Origin of the sequence: Vibrio sonorensis (assembly GCF_001854765.1) — a bacterium.
Taxonomy (GTDB): domain Bacteria; phylum Pseudomonadota; class Gammaproteobacteria; order Enterobacterales; family Vibrionaceae; genus Vibrio; species Vibrio sonorensis.
In genome coordinates this window covers 20,654-37,977 of record NZ_LJJE01000112.1, presented here as the reverse complement: position 1 = coordinate 37,977, position 17,324 = coordinate 20,654, and the positions used below count along the sequence as shown (strand labels likewise).

The 17,324-nt window shown below is 45.5% G+C and carries 9 protein-coding genes and 4 pseudogenes; 2 read left to right on the top strand and 11 right to left on the bottom strand.

All coding sequences use genetic code 11. From position 1 onward, the window contains the following. Positions 1-4: 4 nt before the first annotated feature. The 7 genes and pseudogenes from BLO31_RS20085 to pheS all read right to left on the bottom strand — a co-directional run bounded on the left by BLO31_RS20085 (position 5) and on the right by pheS (position 9,801). Complete coding sequence (locus BLO31_RS20085; RefSeq protein WP_070971037.1) at positions 5-1,174, bottom strand: glycoside hydrolase family 88 protein; 1,170 nt, start codon at positions 1,172-1,174, stop codon at positions 5-7. 171 nt (positions 1,175-1,345) lie between these two features. Then, complete coding sequence (gene kduD, locus BLO31_RS20080) at positions 1,346-2,107, bottom strand: 2-dehydro-3-deoxy-D-gluconate 5-dehydrogenase KduD (RefSeq protein WP_070971034.1); 762 nt, start codon at positions 2,105-2,107, stop codon at positions 1,346-1,348. 76 nt (positions 2,108-2,183) lie between these two features. Continuing rightward, entirely contained in the window at positions 2,184-3,224 is a 1,041-nt protein-coding gene (galT, locus tag BLO31_RS20075; RefSeq protein ID WP_070971031.1) for a galactose-1-phosphate uridylyltransferase, read from the bottom strand. Positions 3,225-3,240: 16 nt separating this feature from the next. Then, positions 3,241-4,255 (bottom strand): annotated as a pseudogene (gene galE, locus BLO31_RS20070) (UDP-glucose 4-epimerase GalE). A gap of 4 nt (positions 4,256-4,259) precedes the next feature. Next, a complete protein-coding gene (locus tag BLO31_RS20065) occupies positions 4,260-5,885 on the bottom strand; it encodes a SulP family inorganic anion transporter (RefSeq protein WP_070971028.1) in 1,626 nt (541 codons plus the stop codon). Between the two features lie 527 nt (positions 5,886-6,412). Next, positions 6,413-8,800 carry a phenylalanine--tRNA ligase subunit beta gene (pheT, locus tag BLO31_RS20060; protein ID WP_070971025.1) on the bottom strand — a complete coding sequence of 796 codons (2,388 nt, stop codon included), beginning with the start codon at positions 8,798-8,800 and terminating at the stop codon, positions 6,413-6,415. A gap of 18 nt (positions 8,801-8,818) precedes the next feature. Beyond that, a pseudogene (pheS, locus tag BLO31_RS20055) lies at positions 8,819-9,801 on the bottom strand (phenylalanine--tRNA ligase subunit alpha). Between the two features lie 298 nt (positions 9,802-10,099). Here pheS and BLO31_RS20050 point away from each other — a divergent pair. Together BLO31_RS20050 and BLO31_RS20045 are read left to right on the top strand one after the other, a co-directional pair. Then, entirely contained in the window at positions 10,100-10,582 is a 483-nt protein-coding gene (locus tag BLO31_RS20050; protein WP_070971022.1) for a GNAT family N-acetyltransferase, read from the top strand. Further along, positions 10,579-11,337 (top strand): LysR family transcriptional regulator, encoded by a 759-nt coding sequence (locus BLO31_RS20045; RefSeq protein ID WP_084659954.1) that lies wholly within the window; start codon positions 10,579-10,581, stop codon positions 11,335-11,337. The genes BLO31_RS20050 and BLO31_RS20045 overlap by 4 nt, the downstream gene beginning before the upstream one ends. Before the next feature lie 124 nt (positions 11,338-11,461). Here the strand turns inward: BLO31_RS20045 and BLO31_RS20040 are convergent. The 4 genes and pseudogenes from BLO31_RS20040 to BLO31_RS20025 form a co-directional block, all read right to left on the bottom strand. Then, positions 11,462-12,594, bottom strand: a pseudogene (locus tag BLO31_RS20040) (bacteriohemerythrin). A gap of 159 nt (positions 12,595-12,753) precedes the next feature. After that, positions 12,754-13,962, bottom strand: coding sequence for a hypothetical protein (locus BLO31_RS20035; RefSeq protein ID WP_070971019.1), 1,209 nt, complete (start codon positions 13,960-13,962; stop codon positions 12,754-12,756). Positions 13,963-13,968: 6 nt separating this feature from the next. Next, a pseudogene (locus BLO31_RS20030) lies at positions 13,969-14,771 on the bottom strand (outer membrane lipoprotein-sorting protein). A 13-nt stretch (positions 14,772-14,784) separates the two neighbouring features. Further along, complete coding sequence (locus tag BLO31_RS20025) at positions 14,785-17,169, bottom strand: efflux RND transporter permease subunit (RefSeq protein ID WP_070971016.1); 2,385 nt, start codon at positions 17,167-17,169, stop codon at positions 14,785-14,787. Positions 17,170-17,324 lie beyond the last annotated feature (155 nt).

Here is a 17,324-nt window from a genome sequence, read left to right as displayed (position 1 = left end):
TGAATTACCAGAAGAACTTTTGGTATCCGTTTGCGCGCATTAGTGCTTCGAGATAGTAGTAATCACCGTAAGGCAGCATATTGTCACATAGGCCTACTTTCACAAATGAAGCACCGTGTGCCAGCAGACCTAGAGCGCTCTCGTCATTGGTTAAATCGCAGGTATCCATCAAACCTTGCAGCAGGAATAGGCCCCAATCGCGATATTGCTTGGCTTCTTTCTCATCTTCAATGCACTGAGCGATTAATAGTAATCCAGCGGCAGTAATGGCTCCTGCTGAGCTATCCTTGTATTGAATTTCGTCGGCAGGTAGCGAGTAATCCCAAACCGGCACACCGTCATCAGTGATCTGTTCTACTGCATAACGGGCCAATTTCTTCGCCAGAGTTAAAAACTTCTCTTCGCCCGTATATAGGTATGTTTGAGCAAAGCCGTGCACTGCCCACGATTGACCGCGCGCCCAACACGAATCATCCGCATAACCTTGGAAGGTTTCACCTTTGATTGGCTCTTGCGTCACTGGATGGAAGTTAAACGAGTGGTAGGTCGAGTAGTCATCGCGAACAATGTGCTTTGCCAGCGTTTCACTATGGCGTTTTGCGGCGTCGGCGTACACTTTAGATCCAGTTACTTCAGATGCCCAAAAGAGAAGTGCCGTATTCTGCAACGAATCGATAATCGACTTGCCCTGAGTGATTTCTGGACCAAGTGGATGAGTATCATTCCACGCGACAATATAGCCACCAATTTTTCGGAAACGATGGATCAGATGATCCGCCGCGCGAATCCCCATCATCTTAGACTCTTCGTCACCCGTCAGTTTGTAGTCTGCAACGCAGCTTAAGCTGTATTGAAAGCCCAAGTCGTGATCCAACCAGAATGGGTCTAGCAACATATCGGAAAAATATGACTTTCTAAGTTTTGCGCTGTTTTTGAATGTTTGCTCAGCCGTCATTTGATAGCACAACCAAAGCTCACCAGTCCAAAAAGAAGAGACCCAATCAAATTGACCACAGTACTGCCACTGATTGTTTTCAGTACCAATTTTGGGGTTTCGCTCTCCAATCTTGGCAATATTCTTTTTAATTGCAGAAACCACCACCGGCAGATGTTCAATTACTCTTTTCTCATCCAGCTCGGCAGGCAATGGGCGCAACGTGATAGATTCCGTCATGAAACAATACTCTCTTAACAACATTTGTCGATATAGCGATATGCTTATCAATAATATAGATACATCATATCCAACTAACCAATATTAAACGCAAAGGTTGCTCACATTTTTTGAAACAGCTTTTCATTTAAATGGTTTAGATATTAAAAAAGGCTGCATCGCAGCCCTTATTTATCTTGCTAACCAGCCGCCATCTACGGCTATGGTGTAGCCGTTCACATAGTCGGAAGCATTCGAGGCAAGGAAAACTGTTGGTCCGGCCAAGTCTTGCGGCTCTCCCCAACGCTGAGCTGGAATTCGACTTAGTATTTCTTTATTGCGTTGCTCATCATCGCGCAGCGCTTGGGTGTTGTTTGTCTGCATATAACCGGGAGCAATGGCATTCACATTAATGCCTTTTCCAGCCCACTCGTTGGCGAGCAAACGGGTTAAACCCATCACGCCACTCTTAGACGCCGTGTAAGAAGGCACTTGAATACCCCCCTGAAACGATAACATAGACGCTATATTGATGATTTTCCCACCCGATTTTTGCTTTTCAAACTCACGGGCAACTAACTGAGAAAGGAAGAAAACACTTTTTAAATTGACGTTCATAACGTCATCCCAGTCTTGCTCTGTAAAGTCGATAGCATTTGTGCGGCGAATAATACCGGCATTGTTGACCAAAATGTCCAGTCTCCCTGCTGCCGATACTGCTTGCTCAACGATGTCGGAAAGTTCTGTTTGTTGACTCAAATCGGCAGTAAAACCGTAAAATTGTCGCCCCAAGCTCGCCACTTTTTCTGGCGTATCACCCGCATTAGAGTGATTTACACCAACAATATCACAGCCGGCTTCTGCCAGTGCTACTGCCATAGCTTGTCCTAGACCAGTGTTACACCCGGTAACCATTGCGACTTTACCGTGTAAGTTAAATAGTTGTTCTGTCATAGCGTTTCCTTTGAATGCTTTAAAACGACCTCTCGCTATCGCCAGAGGTCATTACTCATTGCTTTTTGCAAATCTGTTATTGTTGTTTGTAGTGGACTGGGCTTACGTCTCTAAGGCGCTGCGCCGCTTGTTCTGGTGTAAGATCACGTTGGCTTTCCGCCAACATTTCGTAACCAACCATAAACTTTCTAACCGTTGCACTGCGCAATAAAGGAGGATAGAAGGTAGCGTGAACTGTCCAGTGTTCGGCAGAATCATTGGTAAAAGGTGCGCCGTGCCAACCCATTGAGTAAGGGAATGAGCAATTAAAAAGGTTGTCATAACGACTGGTCAGTTCTTTGATTGCCAAAGCTAAGTCTTGTTTTTGCACTTCGCTAAGGGCTGTCAACCTTGCCACTGACTTCTTCGGCAATAGCATGGTTTCAAATGGCCACGCTGCCCAATAAGGCACTACCGCGATCCAATGTTCGGTTTCGACAACAACTCGTTCGCCATCCTTTAGCTCTCTTTCCACGTAATCTTGTAGTAAGGCACGCTCATTTTCTTGATAGTAGCTGGCTAGGTTTCGATCTTTTCTAGCTATCTCACTAGGAACAAAACCATTAGCCCAGATTTGACCATGCGGATGAGGTTGAGAGCACCCCATCGCTTCACCCTTGTTTTCAAACACTTGAACCCAAGGATACTGTTCACCGAGCTCCTTAGTTTGTTCTACCCAAGTAGCGATAACCTGTTCGATCGCTTTACTGGAAAGCTCTGGTAACGTTTTACTGTGATCTGGAGAGAAACAGATCACACGGCTTTCACCGCGCGCACTCTCCATTTTTAGCAATGGGTCATCAAGAGAGTCTGCTACAGGCGTATCAGTTTTTAACGCAGCAAAGTCATTTTTAAACACGTACGTGCCTTGGTAATCAGGGTTTACATCACCACTGATTCGCTTATTACTTGGGCATAAAAAGCACTCTTCGTCATAGCTTGGTAGTTGCTCATCAGAAACGCTTTCTTGTTGTCCTTGCCAAGGTCTTTTCGCGCGGTGCGGTGAAACTAAAACCCATTCCCCTGTCAAAGGGTTAAAGCGGCGGTGAGGGTGGTCTGTTACATCAAAATTAGACATGGAGTTTCCTATTGTTTTACTTACCGTAACCTTGGGGATTTTTGCTTTGCCAGTTCCAGCTATGGGCAGTCATTGCATCCAGATTGTGTTTGGCTTGCCAATTCAATTCGCGAGCTGCTTTAGACGCATCTGCATAACACTGGGCGATGTCACCGCTGCGGCGCGGCATTATTTGAGTCGGGATTGCTTTACCAACGGCTTTTTCCATCGCAGATACCATTTCGAGTACGCTGGTTCCCTGCCCCGTTCCTAAGTTGTAAACGTGTAAACCTGAGCGATCGGCCAGCGTTTTTAGTGCAGCGACATGGCCGTCAACAAGATCTTCAACGTGGATATAGTCTCTGACTCCGGTGCCATCTATAGTTGGGTAGTCATCACCAAATACAGAAAGTACCTCGCGTCTACCGATAGCAACTTGGGTAATAAATGGCATTAGGTTGTTTGGAATACCGCTGGGATCTTCACCTATCAATCCGGACGGATGAGCACCTACAGGGTTAAAGTAGCGCAACAAGCAAATACTCATTTCCGGATGAGCCTCTGCAATGTCTGTCAAACATCGTTCCACCATGTACTTACTCGTTCCATAAGGTTGGTGGTTCCACCAGTCGGCATCGACTCATCAATAGGAACCTTTGCAGGATCTCCATACACCGTTGCAGAGGAACTAAATATCATCTGGTTAACACCCGCTTCTTTCATAGCGGCGACGAGGTTCAAAGTACCATTGACATTATTGTCGTAGTATTCCAGAGGCTTCTCTGTTGACTCACCCACCGCTTTAAGCCCGGCAAAATGCATCACAGCTTGTATATCGTGGTCGGCAAAAATGGTTTTGAGTGTCTGCGAGTCTCGAATGTCTCCGTGATAACAGTGAGGACGTTCCTTGCATAGCGCTGACAAGGGTTCTAGGATCGCTTGGCTAGAATTGCAAAAGTTGTCTAAGATGATGGGGGTATACCCAGAATGACTCAGGCTACACAAGCGTGACTGCCAATGTAACCACAGCCGCCTGTCACTAAAACTTTCATACACTTACCTTTTAATTATTGAATCAAGTAGAGGAGTCAGCCGCTCGGAGAAATGCGTTTCGTGAATATGCTGACCTGACTTGAGTAATGCCGACTTTGGACCTCGTTTAAATCGACAAAAGTAGACTTCTTTTTGGCTGCTTTCGATAAAGTCATCAAGCATCTGCACACCTAAGTGGTCGATAAAATTGATGCCACGCCCGAGAATGATCAGACGCTTACCATTTAAGCTTTCTAGTTCTTGATGAAGGTGCTGAACGCAGCCATAAAAGATAGAACCATTCACGCGTACAATTTGAGTATCTCGGTCCAGACCTTCAATGAGATCACGGTGCTCAACCTGCTCAACAGCGGGTTTGGATGTTCTGCGCAGATAGAAAAACAGAGAGACAAAAACGCCTACGTAAATAGATAGCTCTAGGTGAAGAATTAAGGCCGCAAAGAAGGTAGAACCAAGCACAAACGCCTCTTTAAGGTCGTGGTTAAGCAGTTCCTTGATATGGTGTAAATCGACGAGGTTCCACGCAACAATTAACAGCAGCCCTGCCATTCCAGCATTGGGAATATACGAAGCGTATTGGCCACCGACCATCATAATAACCAGCAACAATACCGCCGCAAAAACAGCAGCGAGCGGCGTTTTCGCACCACTTGAGTAGTTGACTCCGCTGCGAGTGAACGAGCCAGAAGACATATAGCAGCTGAAAAATGCACCAATCACATTTGATAGCCCTTGTCCTACGAACTCTTGATTACTGTCTAGCCTTTGTCTCGACTTCAAAGCAACAGAACGACTGATAGAAATAGCTTCGACTAGACCCAAAATGGCAACGGCAAAAATTCCGGCTAGCATTGATTCAATTTCCGACATACCAAGGTGAGGAACAGACGCGCTAAGCATCACTTCGCCTACATCCCCAACCAAAGCGACCTCTTTACCTATGCTGGTAAACACGAAAGCGAAAGCCATTGCGATTAACATTGCGATTAGCATATGAGGTAGACGAGGTAAAAAACGCTTAACGGCAATACAAGTCACTATAGTGATGACGGCTATCATCAACTCGTTAAATTGAAACTCAGAAATATGAGAGAAGAACTGCTGTAAGTTAAGCCAAGCGGTTTGTTCTGATGGGTATGCCAGACCTAAAACGTGTTTTAGTTGACTAACACCGATAACTACTGCTGCACCAGCGGTAAACCCAAGTACCACTGAATGTGAAACGAAATTAACCAAAGCGCCAAAGCGCATTAGGCCAAACAGCACTTGCACAATACCGGCACAAAACGTCAGAGTAAGGCACAACTGAATATAAAGAGGGGTTCCCGGTGCCGCATATTGGCTGATGGTGGTAAATACAATCACCGACAACGCGGCTGTTGGTCCTGAGATTAAGTGATGAGAAGAACCAAACATTGCTGCGATGATCGCAGGAACGATTGCGGTATATAATCCGTATTGTGGAGGTAGGCCAGCGATCATTGCATAGGCAATACCTTGAGGAAGAACGATAATTGCACCCGTTAACCCAGCCCAAAAGTCAGCGGTTAAGGTGTTTTTGTTGCATTTTGGCAGCCACGCCATAAACGGAATCCACGTTTCCAATTGAGCTTTGCTCAACACACGCATACTACAACTCCTAGAATTTTTTAGGCTTAGCGAGAAATGATGACGCCTATTGAATGTCTTAGTAGCATAATTTTAGTTGAGCAAAACAAATAATGAAACATCATTTCATTTTAATATTCACAAAATACCAATTAGTGTGACAGGTGTAGTAAAACGCCGTTTCAAAAATAAGGTTTATTTGTGTTTTTTTTAAGCTGAGGGCAATATGGTGTGTAAATCAGCGATAGCGATCGAAAAAAATCGTATAACGAATGTAAGAAGCTCGCTACACTTAGCGAGAAACTAGACTTGCTACTATGGTTAATCTATGAGCAAATAGGAAGAGTTGCCTTTCAATTTCTCAAATGCTCCTAAAGCCTTTTTAGGGTTTGGCCACTGCCTTTGGCAGTTACTTTAAGAAGGATGGATATAGCTGCATTTTACTGATGTTGAAAGCAATAAGAGCGCCCATAGTGGCGCTCTTTTTTTATCGGGCAAAAAGAAAAAAAGCAGGCCAAAGCCTGCTTTTTCACTTAAATGACAATAACTTAGTCACGCAGTGTGGCGCCAAACTTGTCACCCACATGAGCAACAATGGCGTCTACCGCTCCAGCAATGTCCGCATCTTCAAGTGTTCGCTCTACAGATTGGAGGCTAAGGGCAATAGCAAGGCTCTTCTTACCTTCTTCAACTCCTTTTCCGATGTAAACATCAAAAAGCTGAGCGTCAGTTAAAAATTCTCCGCCCACTTCTAGACATGCACTAACCACTTCACCTGAGGCAACCGCTTCATCAACAACTAGAGCAATATCGCGACGGTTTGATGGGAACTTAGATACGGCTACCGCTTCTGGAATGATACGGGTGTTGATCGATGACCATTCGATTTCAAACACAATAGTACGGCCGTTAAGACCAAACTTGCGCTCTAGTTCAGGGTGAACAGTACCGATAACACCAATCTCTTTACCATCAACAAGGATAGCTGCTGATTGACCTGGGTGCAGCGCTGGATGCTTGGTCGCGGCAAAGCTAAACGCGCTCTCGTTGGAAGAGAGTTCTAGCACTGCTTCCAAATCACCTTTAAGGTCGAAGAAATCTACAGTGTTGGTGTCGATATCCCAATGCTCTTCGCTGCGAGTACCGGCAATAACACCTGCAAGCATAGGCTCTTGGCGCATGCCATTTTCCGCTGATTCACAAGGAATAAAACGAAGGCCGTACTCGAACAAACGCACTCTAGGCTGTTGACGTTTTTGGTTGTGAACAACAGTATTCAACAGACCTTGAATAAGGCCTAAACGCATCGCAGACATCTCTACCGAAATAGGGAACGGAAGTACCAATGGCTCAACATCTGGCACAATCAGTTTTTGCTGCTCTGGTTCAACAAAGCTGTAAGTGATGGCTTCGTGATAACCGCGGTCGACAAGAAGATCACGCACGCGTTTTAGTGGAAGGTTTGCTTCCTTGTGATCGTGCATCTTAAGTGCCGCTGCTGGAGATTGATTTGGGATATTGTCGTAACCGTAAATACGGCCAACTTCTTCGATCAAATCTTGCTCGATAGCGATGTCAAAACGCCAAGTCGGTGCAACTGCTGTCCAACCCTTATCGGTGGTTTCTACCGACATACCCAGACGCTCTAGGCTTTCAACCACATCGCTATCTGCAATGTGATGCCCCAGCAGATTGTCTAGTTTTTCACGGCGAAGGCTGACTTGATTCGCTTTTGGAAGCTCAGCTTGTGATTCGTTAGCAACAACTGGTGCTACGTCACCACCACAAATCTCAACTAACAGCTGAGTTGCACGTTCCATTGCGCTGGTTTGCAGTGCAAAATCCACACCGCGCTCAAAACGCATAGAAGAATCAGTGTGTAAGCCGTAGCTACGTGCACGGCCGCGAATGTGGTCAGGAGCGAAGAAAGCACACTCAAGCAGTACGTCTTTAGTCTCGGTGTTTACACCCGACTCTTCACCGCCAAAGATACCAGCAATCGCCAGCGCTTTGTTGTGGTCAGCAACGACTAATGTATCGTCATTAAGTTCGGCTTCTGTACCATCTAGAAGGGTTAACTTCTCGCCCTGCTCTGCCATACGAACCACAATACCACCTTCGATCTTAGCCAGATCAAAAGCGTGCATTGGTTGGCCTTGCTCTAGAAGAACATAGTTGGTGATATCGACAACAGGGTCGATAGAACGAATGCCACAGCGACGCAGTTTTTCCTGCATCCAAAGCGGTGTCTCTGCTTTTACATTTACATTCTTGACCACACGGCCAAGGTAACGCGGACAAGCAACAGGTGCTTTAACATCGATAGAAATGATGTCATCAATCGATGGAGCAACCGCTTCTACTTTAGGCTCGGTAACGTCAGCGCGATTTAGTACGCCAACTTCACGGGCCAGACCGCGAATGCTGAAACAGTCCGCGCGGTTTGCCGTTAGGTCAACGTCAACAGTCACGTCTTCAAGACCTAGGAACTCGCGGAAATCTGTACCAATAGCCGCGTCTTCTGCCAGTTCAAGAATACCGTCAGACTCAACATCGATACCTAGCTCTGAGAACGAGCAAAGCATACCGTGAGAAGGTTGGCCACGAAGTTTAGCTTTTTTGATTTTGAAATCGCCCGGAAGAACCGCCCCGACAGTCGCAACAGCCACTTTTAGGCCTTGACGACAGTTTGGTGCACCACAAACGATGTCTAATAGTTCTGCTTCACCAACGTCAACTTTCGTTACGCGCAGTTTGTCCGCGTCTGGGTGCTGACCGCACTCGACTACCTGACCTACTTTGACGCCAGTAAATGTGCCAGCAACAGGAAGAACGTCGTCTACCTCAAGGCCAGCCATTGTAATTTGATGAGTAAGTTCGTCAGTGCTAACCGCTGGGTTAACCCACTCACGAAGCCATGATTCGCTGAATTTCATAGTGTATTAACCTCTGGATTATTTGAACTGTTTAAGGAAACGCAGATCATTTTCAAAGAATGCACGTAGGTCGTTAACACCGTAACGAAGCATTGCAAGGCGCTCAATACCGATACCAAACGCGAAGCCTGAGTACTTCTCAGGGTCAATACCAACAGCGCGGAGAACATTCGGGTGAACCATGCCACAACCAAGAATCTCTAGCCATTTGCCGTCTTTACGCTTCACGTCCACTTCCATTGAAGGTTCAGTGAATGGGAAGTATGAAGGGCGGTAGCGAACTTCCAGATCTTCTTCGAAGAAGTTTGTTAGGAAATCGTGCAGGATGCCTTTGAGCTGAGCAAAGTTGACATTTTCGTCCACCAGCATACCTTCCACTTGATGGAACATTGGCGTATGCGTTTGGTCGTAATCATTGCGATAAACTCGACCCGGAGCGATAAAGCGGAAAGGAGGCTTGCCGTTTTCCATGGTACGGATCTGTACACCAGAAGTGTGCGTACGCAACATAAGATCTGGATTAAAGAAGAAGGTATCATGGTCAGTACGCGCAGGGTGATCTTCTGCGATATTAAGTGCATCAAAGTTGTGGAATGCATCTTCAATTTCAGGACCAGACTCAGTGCTAAAGCCTAGCTCACCAAAGAACTGTTCGATTCGCTCAACAGTGCGAGTAACAGGGTGCAGACCACCGTTTTCGATACGGCGACCAGGAAGGGTCACATCGATGGTTTCCGCAGCCAGTTTCGCTTCTAGCTCGGCGCGTTGCAAAGCTTCTTTACGCGCAGCAATCGCCTGCTGAACAACGCCTTTCGCTTTGTTGATCTCCTGACCAGCACTGCGGCGCTCTTCTGGTGGTAGTTTGCCTAGCTTTGAAGTTGAGCCGTTAACTCACCTTTCTTACCTAGATACTGAACTCGCACTTCGTCAAGTGCGACTAACGATTCCGCGGCTTCAATTGCAGCGTTTGCGTTAGCAATGATCTCTTCTAGATGTTGCATCGTTTCCTCATCTACCTATGCTCACACATAAGTGGTAGTTTCCATAAGGTTCCCGCATGGGATTCTTGGGTATTTTCAAATAGCTGTACATAGTAACGAATGCCGCTATCAAATCCAATCTCTAATCCACTCTGACTAGGCCTTTGAGCGATATTTCATCATTGCTTTTGCAGCACTCTAGATAAACGACGCCAAAAATAACTTTAAGTTATAAATAGCATTCCTATAAATGATTTTTTATCATTCAGTTAATCGACTAAATTAACCGCACTGCTGTACAACCACTTTTGGAGTCGACATGACCATAGAAATACGCCCTGTAACCGTTCAATACGACCGAGACATTCGACAAATTATCGAACAGGTTGGCAAAGAGTTTGGTGCATTTGGAGAAGGATTCGGCCCGTCAGATCCCGAAGTCCAAGCCATGAGCCAGCACTACTTACCTCAGCAAGGGGCTTTATACCTAGTCGCATTAAAAGATGACAAAGTGATTGGCGGTTGCGGTGTCGCCCCCTTTAGCAAAGAAAAAAACGTCTGTGAACTCAAGAAGTTGTTTCTATTACCCGAGTCTCGTGGCTTAGGTGCTGGTAAACAGCTAACCATTGAATGCTTAGCGTTTGCTCAACAGTTCGGATACGCCGCCTGTTATTTAGACACCTTGTCTAATATGACAACGGCAATTCACATGTATGAAGGCTTTGGGTTTGAGTATTTGGACAAACCCATGGAAGAAACTCTGCACGGAAAATGTGATGTTTGGATGTTAAAAAAACTATGAACAATTATAAGCTGTTACCCGCATTAAACGCCCTTTTGTTTACCCAAAACGTCACCGAGGCAGCCAAATTGCTCAACGTCTCTCAACCTGCAATGAGCAAAACGCTAAACCAAATACGAGAAGCGTTTGGTGACGATATTCTCGTTAAGCAGGGAAAAGGCTTTTGCCTTACTAAACGCGGCAAACAGCTTAAGCTCGCCCTCCCCTCATTACTGGAACAAGTGGATCAGCTTTATCAAACACCCGACTATCAACCACAAAACAGTCAGCGCCGTTTTCAGGTAGCGTTAGACAGTTTTGTTAAAGCCGACTCAATAGTACAACTGACCCATCAACTTTCTGATCTCGCTCCGAATTGCTCTTTGCATGTTACCCAGTGGCAAGAGAGTCGATTGGTTGATTTATCCAGTAGTGATTTGGACTTAGTTGCGGTCATGGCCAGAGAAATACCGGACTACCTTTACGGCCAGCATCTCGGTTCCGACCACTATGTTGTGGTGGGCGACTCTGAATATTGGAGCCGTTCACATACGTTAAAGCTAACCGAATACCTTGCCAGTGAACACCTATTAGTCAGTGGATTGACCAATGAAACGCGACAGGTGGACACGGTATTTAAACAACATGGAAAAAAGAGAAAAATCGCCGCATCAGTGCCTAACTTCGACATCGCTGCCGCTTGTATTATCGACAGCCAAAAGGTAATGACAGTGCTTCACACATTGCAGATAATCTACAAGCAAAATTCCCACTGACCGTGATGGAACTTCCTTTCGAACAAGAACCCCACGACTACTACCTGCTTTGGCATCAGAAACATCAAAACGACCCTGAACACCTTTGGTTCCGCGAGATCTACATCCAAGTGTTAAAGCCCAGTTACTCTTCATCACTTTCGTGCCACGGAAATTGACCTCCGAAGACTTGGTTGCGTCCATTGTCCTTCGCACGGTAAAGTGCGCGGTCGGCCAATTTCATTAAGTCACCATAGTCTTTCATGTCACAATGACGTTCAGCGACGCCCACACTAATACTACCTCGCCACGGTTCTAATCCAGTGGGAACCAGCATATTAGATATCGTCTTGCGGGTGAGCTCGGCAATGTGCAACCCACCATCCAAATCCGTTGACGGACAAATGACAAAAAACTCATCGCCGCCCAAACGACAAACGAGATCATCACTGCGAAATTCGTGCTTAAGCGTTAAAGCCAACTCCTTTAACACCCTGTCACCGGCGTCGTGACCAGCACTGTCGTTGACTTGCTTAAAGTAATCAGCATCAATCATGATGCAAACAAGGGGTTCGCCGCTCTCTACCGACTCTTGCCAGTAGGTTTTGAGTTTGCGCATTGCGCAACGGCGATTAGGCAGTTCAGTGAGAGAATCCGTCAACGATAAAGCTTCAAGTTGTTGATTGGCCGCAGTGAGCTGGCGAGTTCTCTCCTTCACCTTGTCTTCTAGGCATTGATTGAGTTCTAGCAATTGCTTGTTGCGCTCAGAGACTTGTTCAAAAAGACCGTTCAGCGCTTTTAATAGTGGTTCCATCGCACTGTCGACTTCTTTCTCCTCTATTTCAAACGCTCTTTCAGGAGAAACACCTTGATCAATTTGATTAATTTGACGGGCCATATTTTGGTCAATACCTAGAATATGGTACGCCAGCCAATGAATGAGAAAGTCGAGTAACTGCTCGGACGCTTTCAAATCTTCTTCAGAGATAAAGGCTTGCATGCTGATAATGTCATGCATAAAGGCGCGATGGATTTTGATGTGCTCTTCAGTATGGCGAGGATCCATACCTTTTTCTCGCATCAAGCTTCTTCTTCTTTGAAGTGAAACTCCGCATAACGAGATAACTCAAACAGCGCCATGCTGATATCTTGCAGTGAAATATTATTCTCCGCAATGAGATCACCATATCGGTTTATAAAACCAACCAAGTATTGATGCTGTTCATCGACATCATCCAAACCAGTTTCGTAGTTCTTATCCCAAACAAATGATCTCATAGATATCCAACCATACACACCATCTATAAATTCCTTATATTGTACAAGGTTTTGTATGGAATAATTGCTCAATAACGAAAAAAGGGAGCTCGATCAGCCCCCAATTTAATGGAATGAGAATCACATTGTGTTTTGCACTAAATTTTCGTGCGACATCCGCTAGAAATAATATTCCAATGACAGTTCTACGAAATCGTCTTTGCGCGCAAAATAGAGTAAATCATTCGGCGTCTCATTTTCAAAGAGGCTTGCGTCTATACGCCATTTCCAGTTGTTGTTAATACGGCTATAAGCTTCAACTTTGCCGTTATACACATCACTGTTATCGAGATCCTGTGTGACACCAAACAAAATCTCTGTACCGTCTTCGTCATTTAACACTACACGAGCACCAGCAAAAATATCGTTTTGCCCTATGGTCTGAGCGTTATTTCCACGACTGTCATACAGATATTCAGCGATAAAGCCAATATCCCAGTAGCTTCCAAATGCTCCTACCCAAGTGTACTCAAAGCCGGTTACTAACCCCGTGTGATGATCAAAACTGTCTCTATAGATACTTTCCAGTTTCCATAACCAGTCACCTAGAATCCCTTGAACATCAAGACCTACTTGACTCATTTGCGCGTAGTATGGTCTCAAATTACCTGAATCCAATCGATAGTAGGGATCGCGGTTTGTTCCTTGAAAGTAGCTCAATCCCATGTCCCAATCGCCAAATGTGTTGCTATAACGCAAAGCGCCATCTATGTGATTTTCTTCTCTGGAAGATTCGTAAAGCGCATTGCTGGAAACCGGCACTGTTGGCCTCAGTCGACCATCTTGCCCTGCAAATGTTCTTTCGCGAAAATAGGGAAGAATCATGGTATCTAAGGTTCCCCAGCTCTTCAGCATGGTAAAATGCACCATAGGTTGACCCAGCTTATCTTCGCCATCAACCGATTCGATAGCGTCCGTCTGGTTAACGACATCAACCAAATGTGAAGCTTCTGTCACCCCCCAAAACACTTTTCCAATCCCAGCTCTAAACTCGTAATCATCCCAATAAGTTAAATAGAGTGCCTCCCTAATATCACCGTGTGAACGTTCGTCGTCCATAGCGTCATAACGGTAGAAAGGAACAAATGTAAAGCTCGACGGCCCAGCTTCAGACTCCCAATATAGTTCAGGCTGAAGCACGATTGACGACTGACCTTTGTCTTGCCCTTGCAAACCTTCAGAAAAGTATTGGCGATGTTCAAAATTGACCTGCCCAGAGACTTCTATTGCGCTGGCCGTGCTAGCCACTGCGAATGCGCCAATACCGAAAGATAAAGCGAGCTTGGTTCCGGCCGAATAACGGCCGGATTTTTTGATGGATGTAGTCATACGCTTCTACTTCACTCGCTTTAGGACGTTTTTTTCAAAATCTCGATCACTCAGACCGGTCTGGAAAGCCATATCACTAGTGGTTAACGTCGTGCTTTTTCCGGTTTGGTGATTCACCATAGCCATAGTGTGTGCGCGCCAATACTTATCTAGGTACTGTTTGTAATCGTCAAATTTTAGCGTTTTCAGCAACGCCCCTTTACGGTCATAAAACTCTACTTGCAACGGACGGTAATGTAGCTGATCTAACCAAACAATCTGTTTGGTATAACCCGAGTTTTTGTCTTTTGGCGTTTGCTCAAGAACAAAGGTTTGCTCACCGTTGAGTTCTTCATTGCGCAAGTAATTAAAGCTGTATTTCTCTAGCTCAAATGAACTCAAATCTTCATAGGCAAACTCACTCCCCATAAATGGGCCTGACTTATTGCGAGAAGAGATGCGCTTTACTCGTTTTAATGCCGGTAGATATAGCCACTGATCATCTGGGTCAATGGTATGTGAATGGTTCAAGAAAGCAGTGCCTTTTACGTCTCTTGGCTCATCGAAGATGGTCAGCCCTTTATCACCATCGTTATCGACTTCCAATGACTTAGTGCGCATCAATCGAGTACTGCTCTCTCCTTGAGCATTTTTTAGCAACATCTGCATTGTAGAAACTGAGTCACCCCAACCGTGGTCACGAGCTTTGCGTTCTGTTGCGATTTCTAGACCTTAGTGGTATCTGCAAACGCTGTAGATACCACTGTACTTGAGATTAGCAGTGCCGCTGCCAACGATTTAACCATCTTGTTTACTTTAAAGTTTTTCATTTTTTGTTCCTTTTTATACGTTAGCTTGCGGTGCCGTTTGGGCATCGATTGACAGCGTTGATGAGTTCTCAGTTTCTTGTGGGTAATCTGCGGTATCAAACTTCATCAATAGTGTTGGTAAGAAGATGAAATCCACTACCAAGGCTAAGAAAATTACAATTGCACTCAGTTGGCCCATATCAGAGTTAAGTCGGAATGTAGACATCGCCAACACGCTGAACCCTGCGACGAGTACAACTGTAGTGATCCAGAGTGCGCGACCCACGGTGTGAAATGCATATCGAACTGCTTCTTCCGCTGACTGGCCTTGCTTACGTGCTCGTTGGTACTTTGATAAGAAGTGAACGGCATCATCAACCACCACACCCAATGTCAGCGTAACCACCACCGATAGACCTAGGTTTATTTCACCGGATAGTAGAGCCCATGCACCAAAACCGATAATGGCAGGCGCCATGTTAGGCACAATACTGATAACCCCAAGGCGCACAGAACGCAGAGAGAAAATCATTAAGCCGGAAATCAAGATTAAGGTGATTGGCAATGTCGACAACATGCTCGCCATGTTCGTCTCACCGATGTGGGCAAACATCAGAGTAGGACTCGAAGCGACCACCTCATATTGGCTGCCATTTGCGGCAAACCATGCATAGATGCGCTCTTCGATATCTACCATCTCAACACTGCCGACGTTTTGAGTGGTCAGAACCATTCTGATCGAAGATTTATCGACATTAACTTGGTTGTTAAGATCTAGGCCGTAAGGCAATGACATTTCGTAGAGAAGCAAGTACTGAGCAGCGAGTTCTCTATCTTGTGGCAAACGGTAGTAGCTCTCATCGTCACCGTGCATATTTTTGTTGAGACGTTTATAAACATCCGATAGAGACGCAACGTGGTCCGTTTCAGGCTGTGCGCGTAACCAATCCGTAAATACGCCTATTGTGTTTAAGAACTCTGGGTCAGCAATGCCTTGAGACTCACCTGACTTAACCACAATGCTAATGTTGTTCATACCGCTAATGCGTTCTTGCATAAAATCGGCAGCCTGACGAAACTCGTTGCGGGTATCAAAGTACTTTACTGAGTCATCGTTAACTTCATTGAGCGGAATTAACGATCCAGAGCCTAGAATAACGATGACAGATAGCGGCATGAGCAACTTACGGCGACGAACCACGAAGTCCCCTAACTTGTCCATAAAGTCCGAATTTGCTTCTTCCCCAGTGGCTTTGACCTTAACTTTAATTGGAAGCAGTTTGAGCAGCGCTGGCAGCAGAGACAGAGATAAGAAACAAGCAATCATCACACCCAGTGCTGCTAGATTTCCGAAATCACGTAACACTGGCGAGTCAGACATGTTCATCATCAAGAAGCCAATAGCCGTTGTCACTGACGTGATCAGAATTGGCATAAAGTTAAGCGCCATACTGTGGTCGATAGCGTAAACCTTGTCGTGACCGTTTTGCATTTGCTGACGCATTGAGGCGATAACGTGAACGCAGTCTGCTACGGCGAGTGTCATGACAAGTGTAGGAATGTTCACTGTCGCTGTACTCAGGAAGAGGCCCGCCCAACCAGATAGACCCATGGTTGCCAATACGGAAGTAATAATGACAACAAGCGTTGCAACCACACTGAGGAAAGATCGCAGCATAATCGTTAGGAATACCAATACCACTAACAGCATGCTAGGTACTAGCGTCGATGTATCTTGCTGCGCCGAGTCCATAAACGCACCGTTCATGGCGATAATACCCGCCTTGTGAAACTCTACATTCGGAAACTGGTGCTGGTACTTATCGACCATGGCATTGACAGCAGTGAGTACTTCGATGGTTTCAGCCGTTTGATCCAGCTCTGGCATCTGCACCGTTACATTAACAACGGTAACGTCACCTTTTTGCGAAATCATCGAGTTCACAACCGCTGGTTCACTAAGGGCAACTTGTTTAATTTTTTCGATGCGATCACTAGTAAACGCATAGTCTTCATAAAGAAGATCTTCGACCAAGAGGTCATCTTCAATCGCTTCGGTATGCTGGTAGTTCGCCAGTGAATCTACGCGACTAGAGTAAGGGACTTGCCACGCGTCCTTAGTAATGTCTTGTACAAGGGTTAATGTTTCAGGGGTGAAGACATTGCCATCGGCGGGCGCAATCACAATCGCTATACTGTCTGATTTTGCAAACGTCGTTTGAATCTCATCAAATGCGATAAGTTGTTTGTTTTGTCCGTCGAAGAAAATTTCGTAGTCTCCACGGAAATAGAGGTTTTTTGCACCTAGTGTCGAGAGAACAATCGCACCAATAGTGAAAAGTAGCACCAACCAAGTGAATCTGGTTGGTGCGGTCAGCAGTGGATGTAGCTGAGAAAAATTTGAGTTATCTGTTTTCATCACAGTCTCCGTTTGTGACGTTTCGTCAAATAGACTTCTAAAAAACTCCGAAATACGGAGTGATTAGCAATCTAACTAATTTTTGTTGTCCATTTAGACTTTTGCTAAATGTTTTTGACGAAACGTCACTAACGGTGACTTAAAAGCCCATACTT

Coding starts and splice junctions, on each gene's coding strand:
- BLO31_RS20085 (WP_070971037.1), bottom strand. CDS start 1,174: ATGACGGAATCTATCACGTTGCGCCCATTGCCTGCCGAGCTGGATGAG.
- BLO31_RS20035 (WP_070971019.1), bottom strand. CDS start 13,962: ATGACTACATCCATCAAAAAATCCGGCCGTTATTCGGCCGGAACCAAG.
- pheT (WP_070971025.1), bottom strand. CDS start 8,800: ATGAAATTCAGCGAATCATGGCTTCGTGAGTGGGTTAACCCAGCGGTT.
- BLO31_RS20025 (WP_070971016.1), bottom strand. CDS start 17,169: ATGAAAACAGATAACTCAAATTTTTCTCAGCTACATCCACTGCTGACC.
- BLO31_RS20050 (WP_070971022.1), top strand. CDS start 10,100: ATGACCATAGAAATACGCCCTGTAACCGTTCAATACGACCGAGACATT.
- kduD (WP_070971034.1), bottom strand. CDS start 2,107: ATGACAGAACAACTATTTAACTTACACGGTAAAGTCGCAATGGTTACC.
- BLO31_RS20045 (WP_084659954.1), top strand. CDS start 10,579: ATGAACAATTATAAGCTGTTACCCGCATTAAACGCCCTTTTGTTTACC.
- BLO31_RS20065 (WP_070971028.1), bottom strand. CDS start 5,885: ATGCGTGTGTTGAGCAAAGCTCAATTGGAAACGTGGATTCCGTTTATG.
- galT (WP_070971031.1), bottom strand. CDS start 3,224: ATGTCTAATTTTGATGTAACAGACCACCCTCACCGCCGCTTTAACCCT.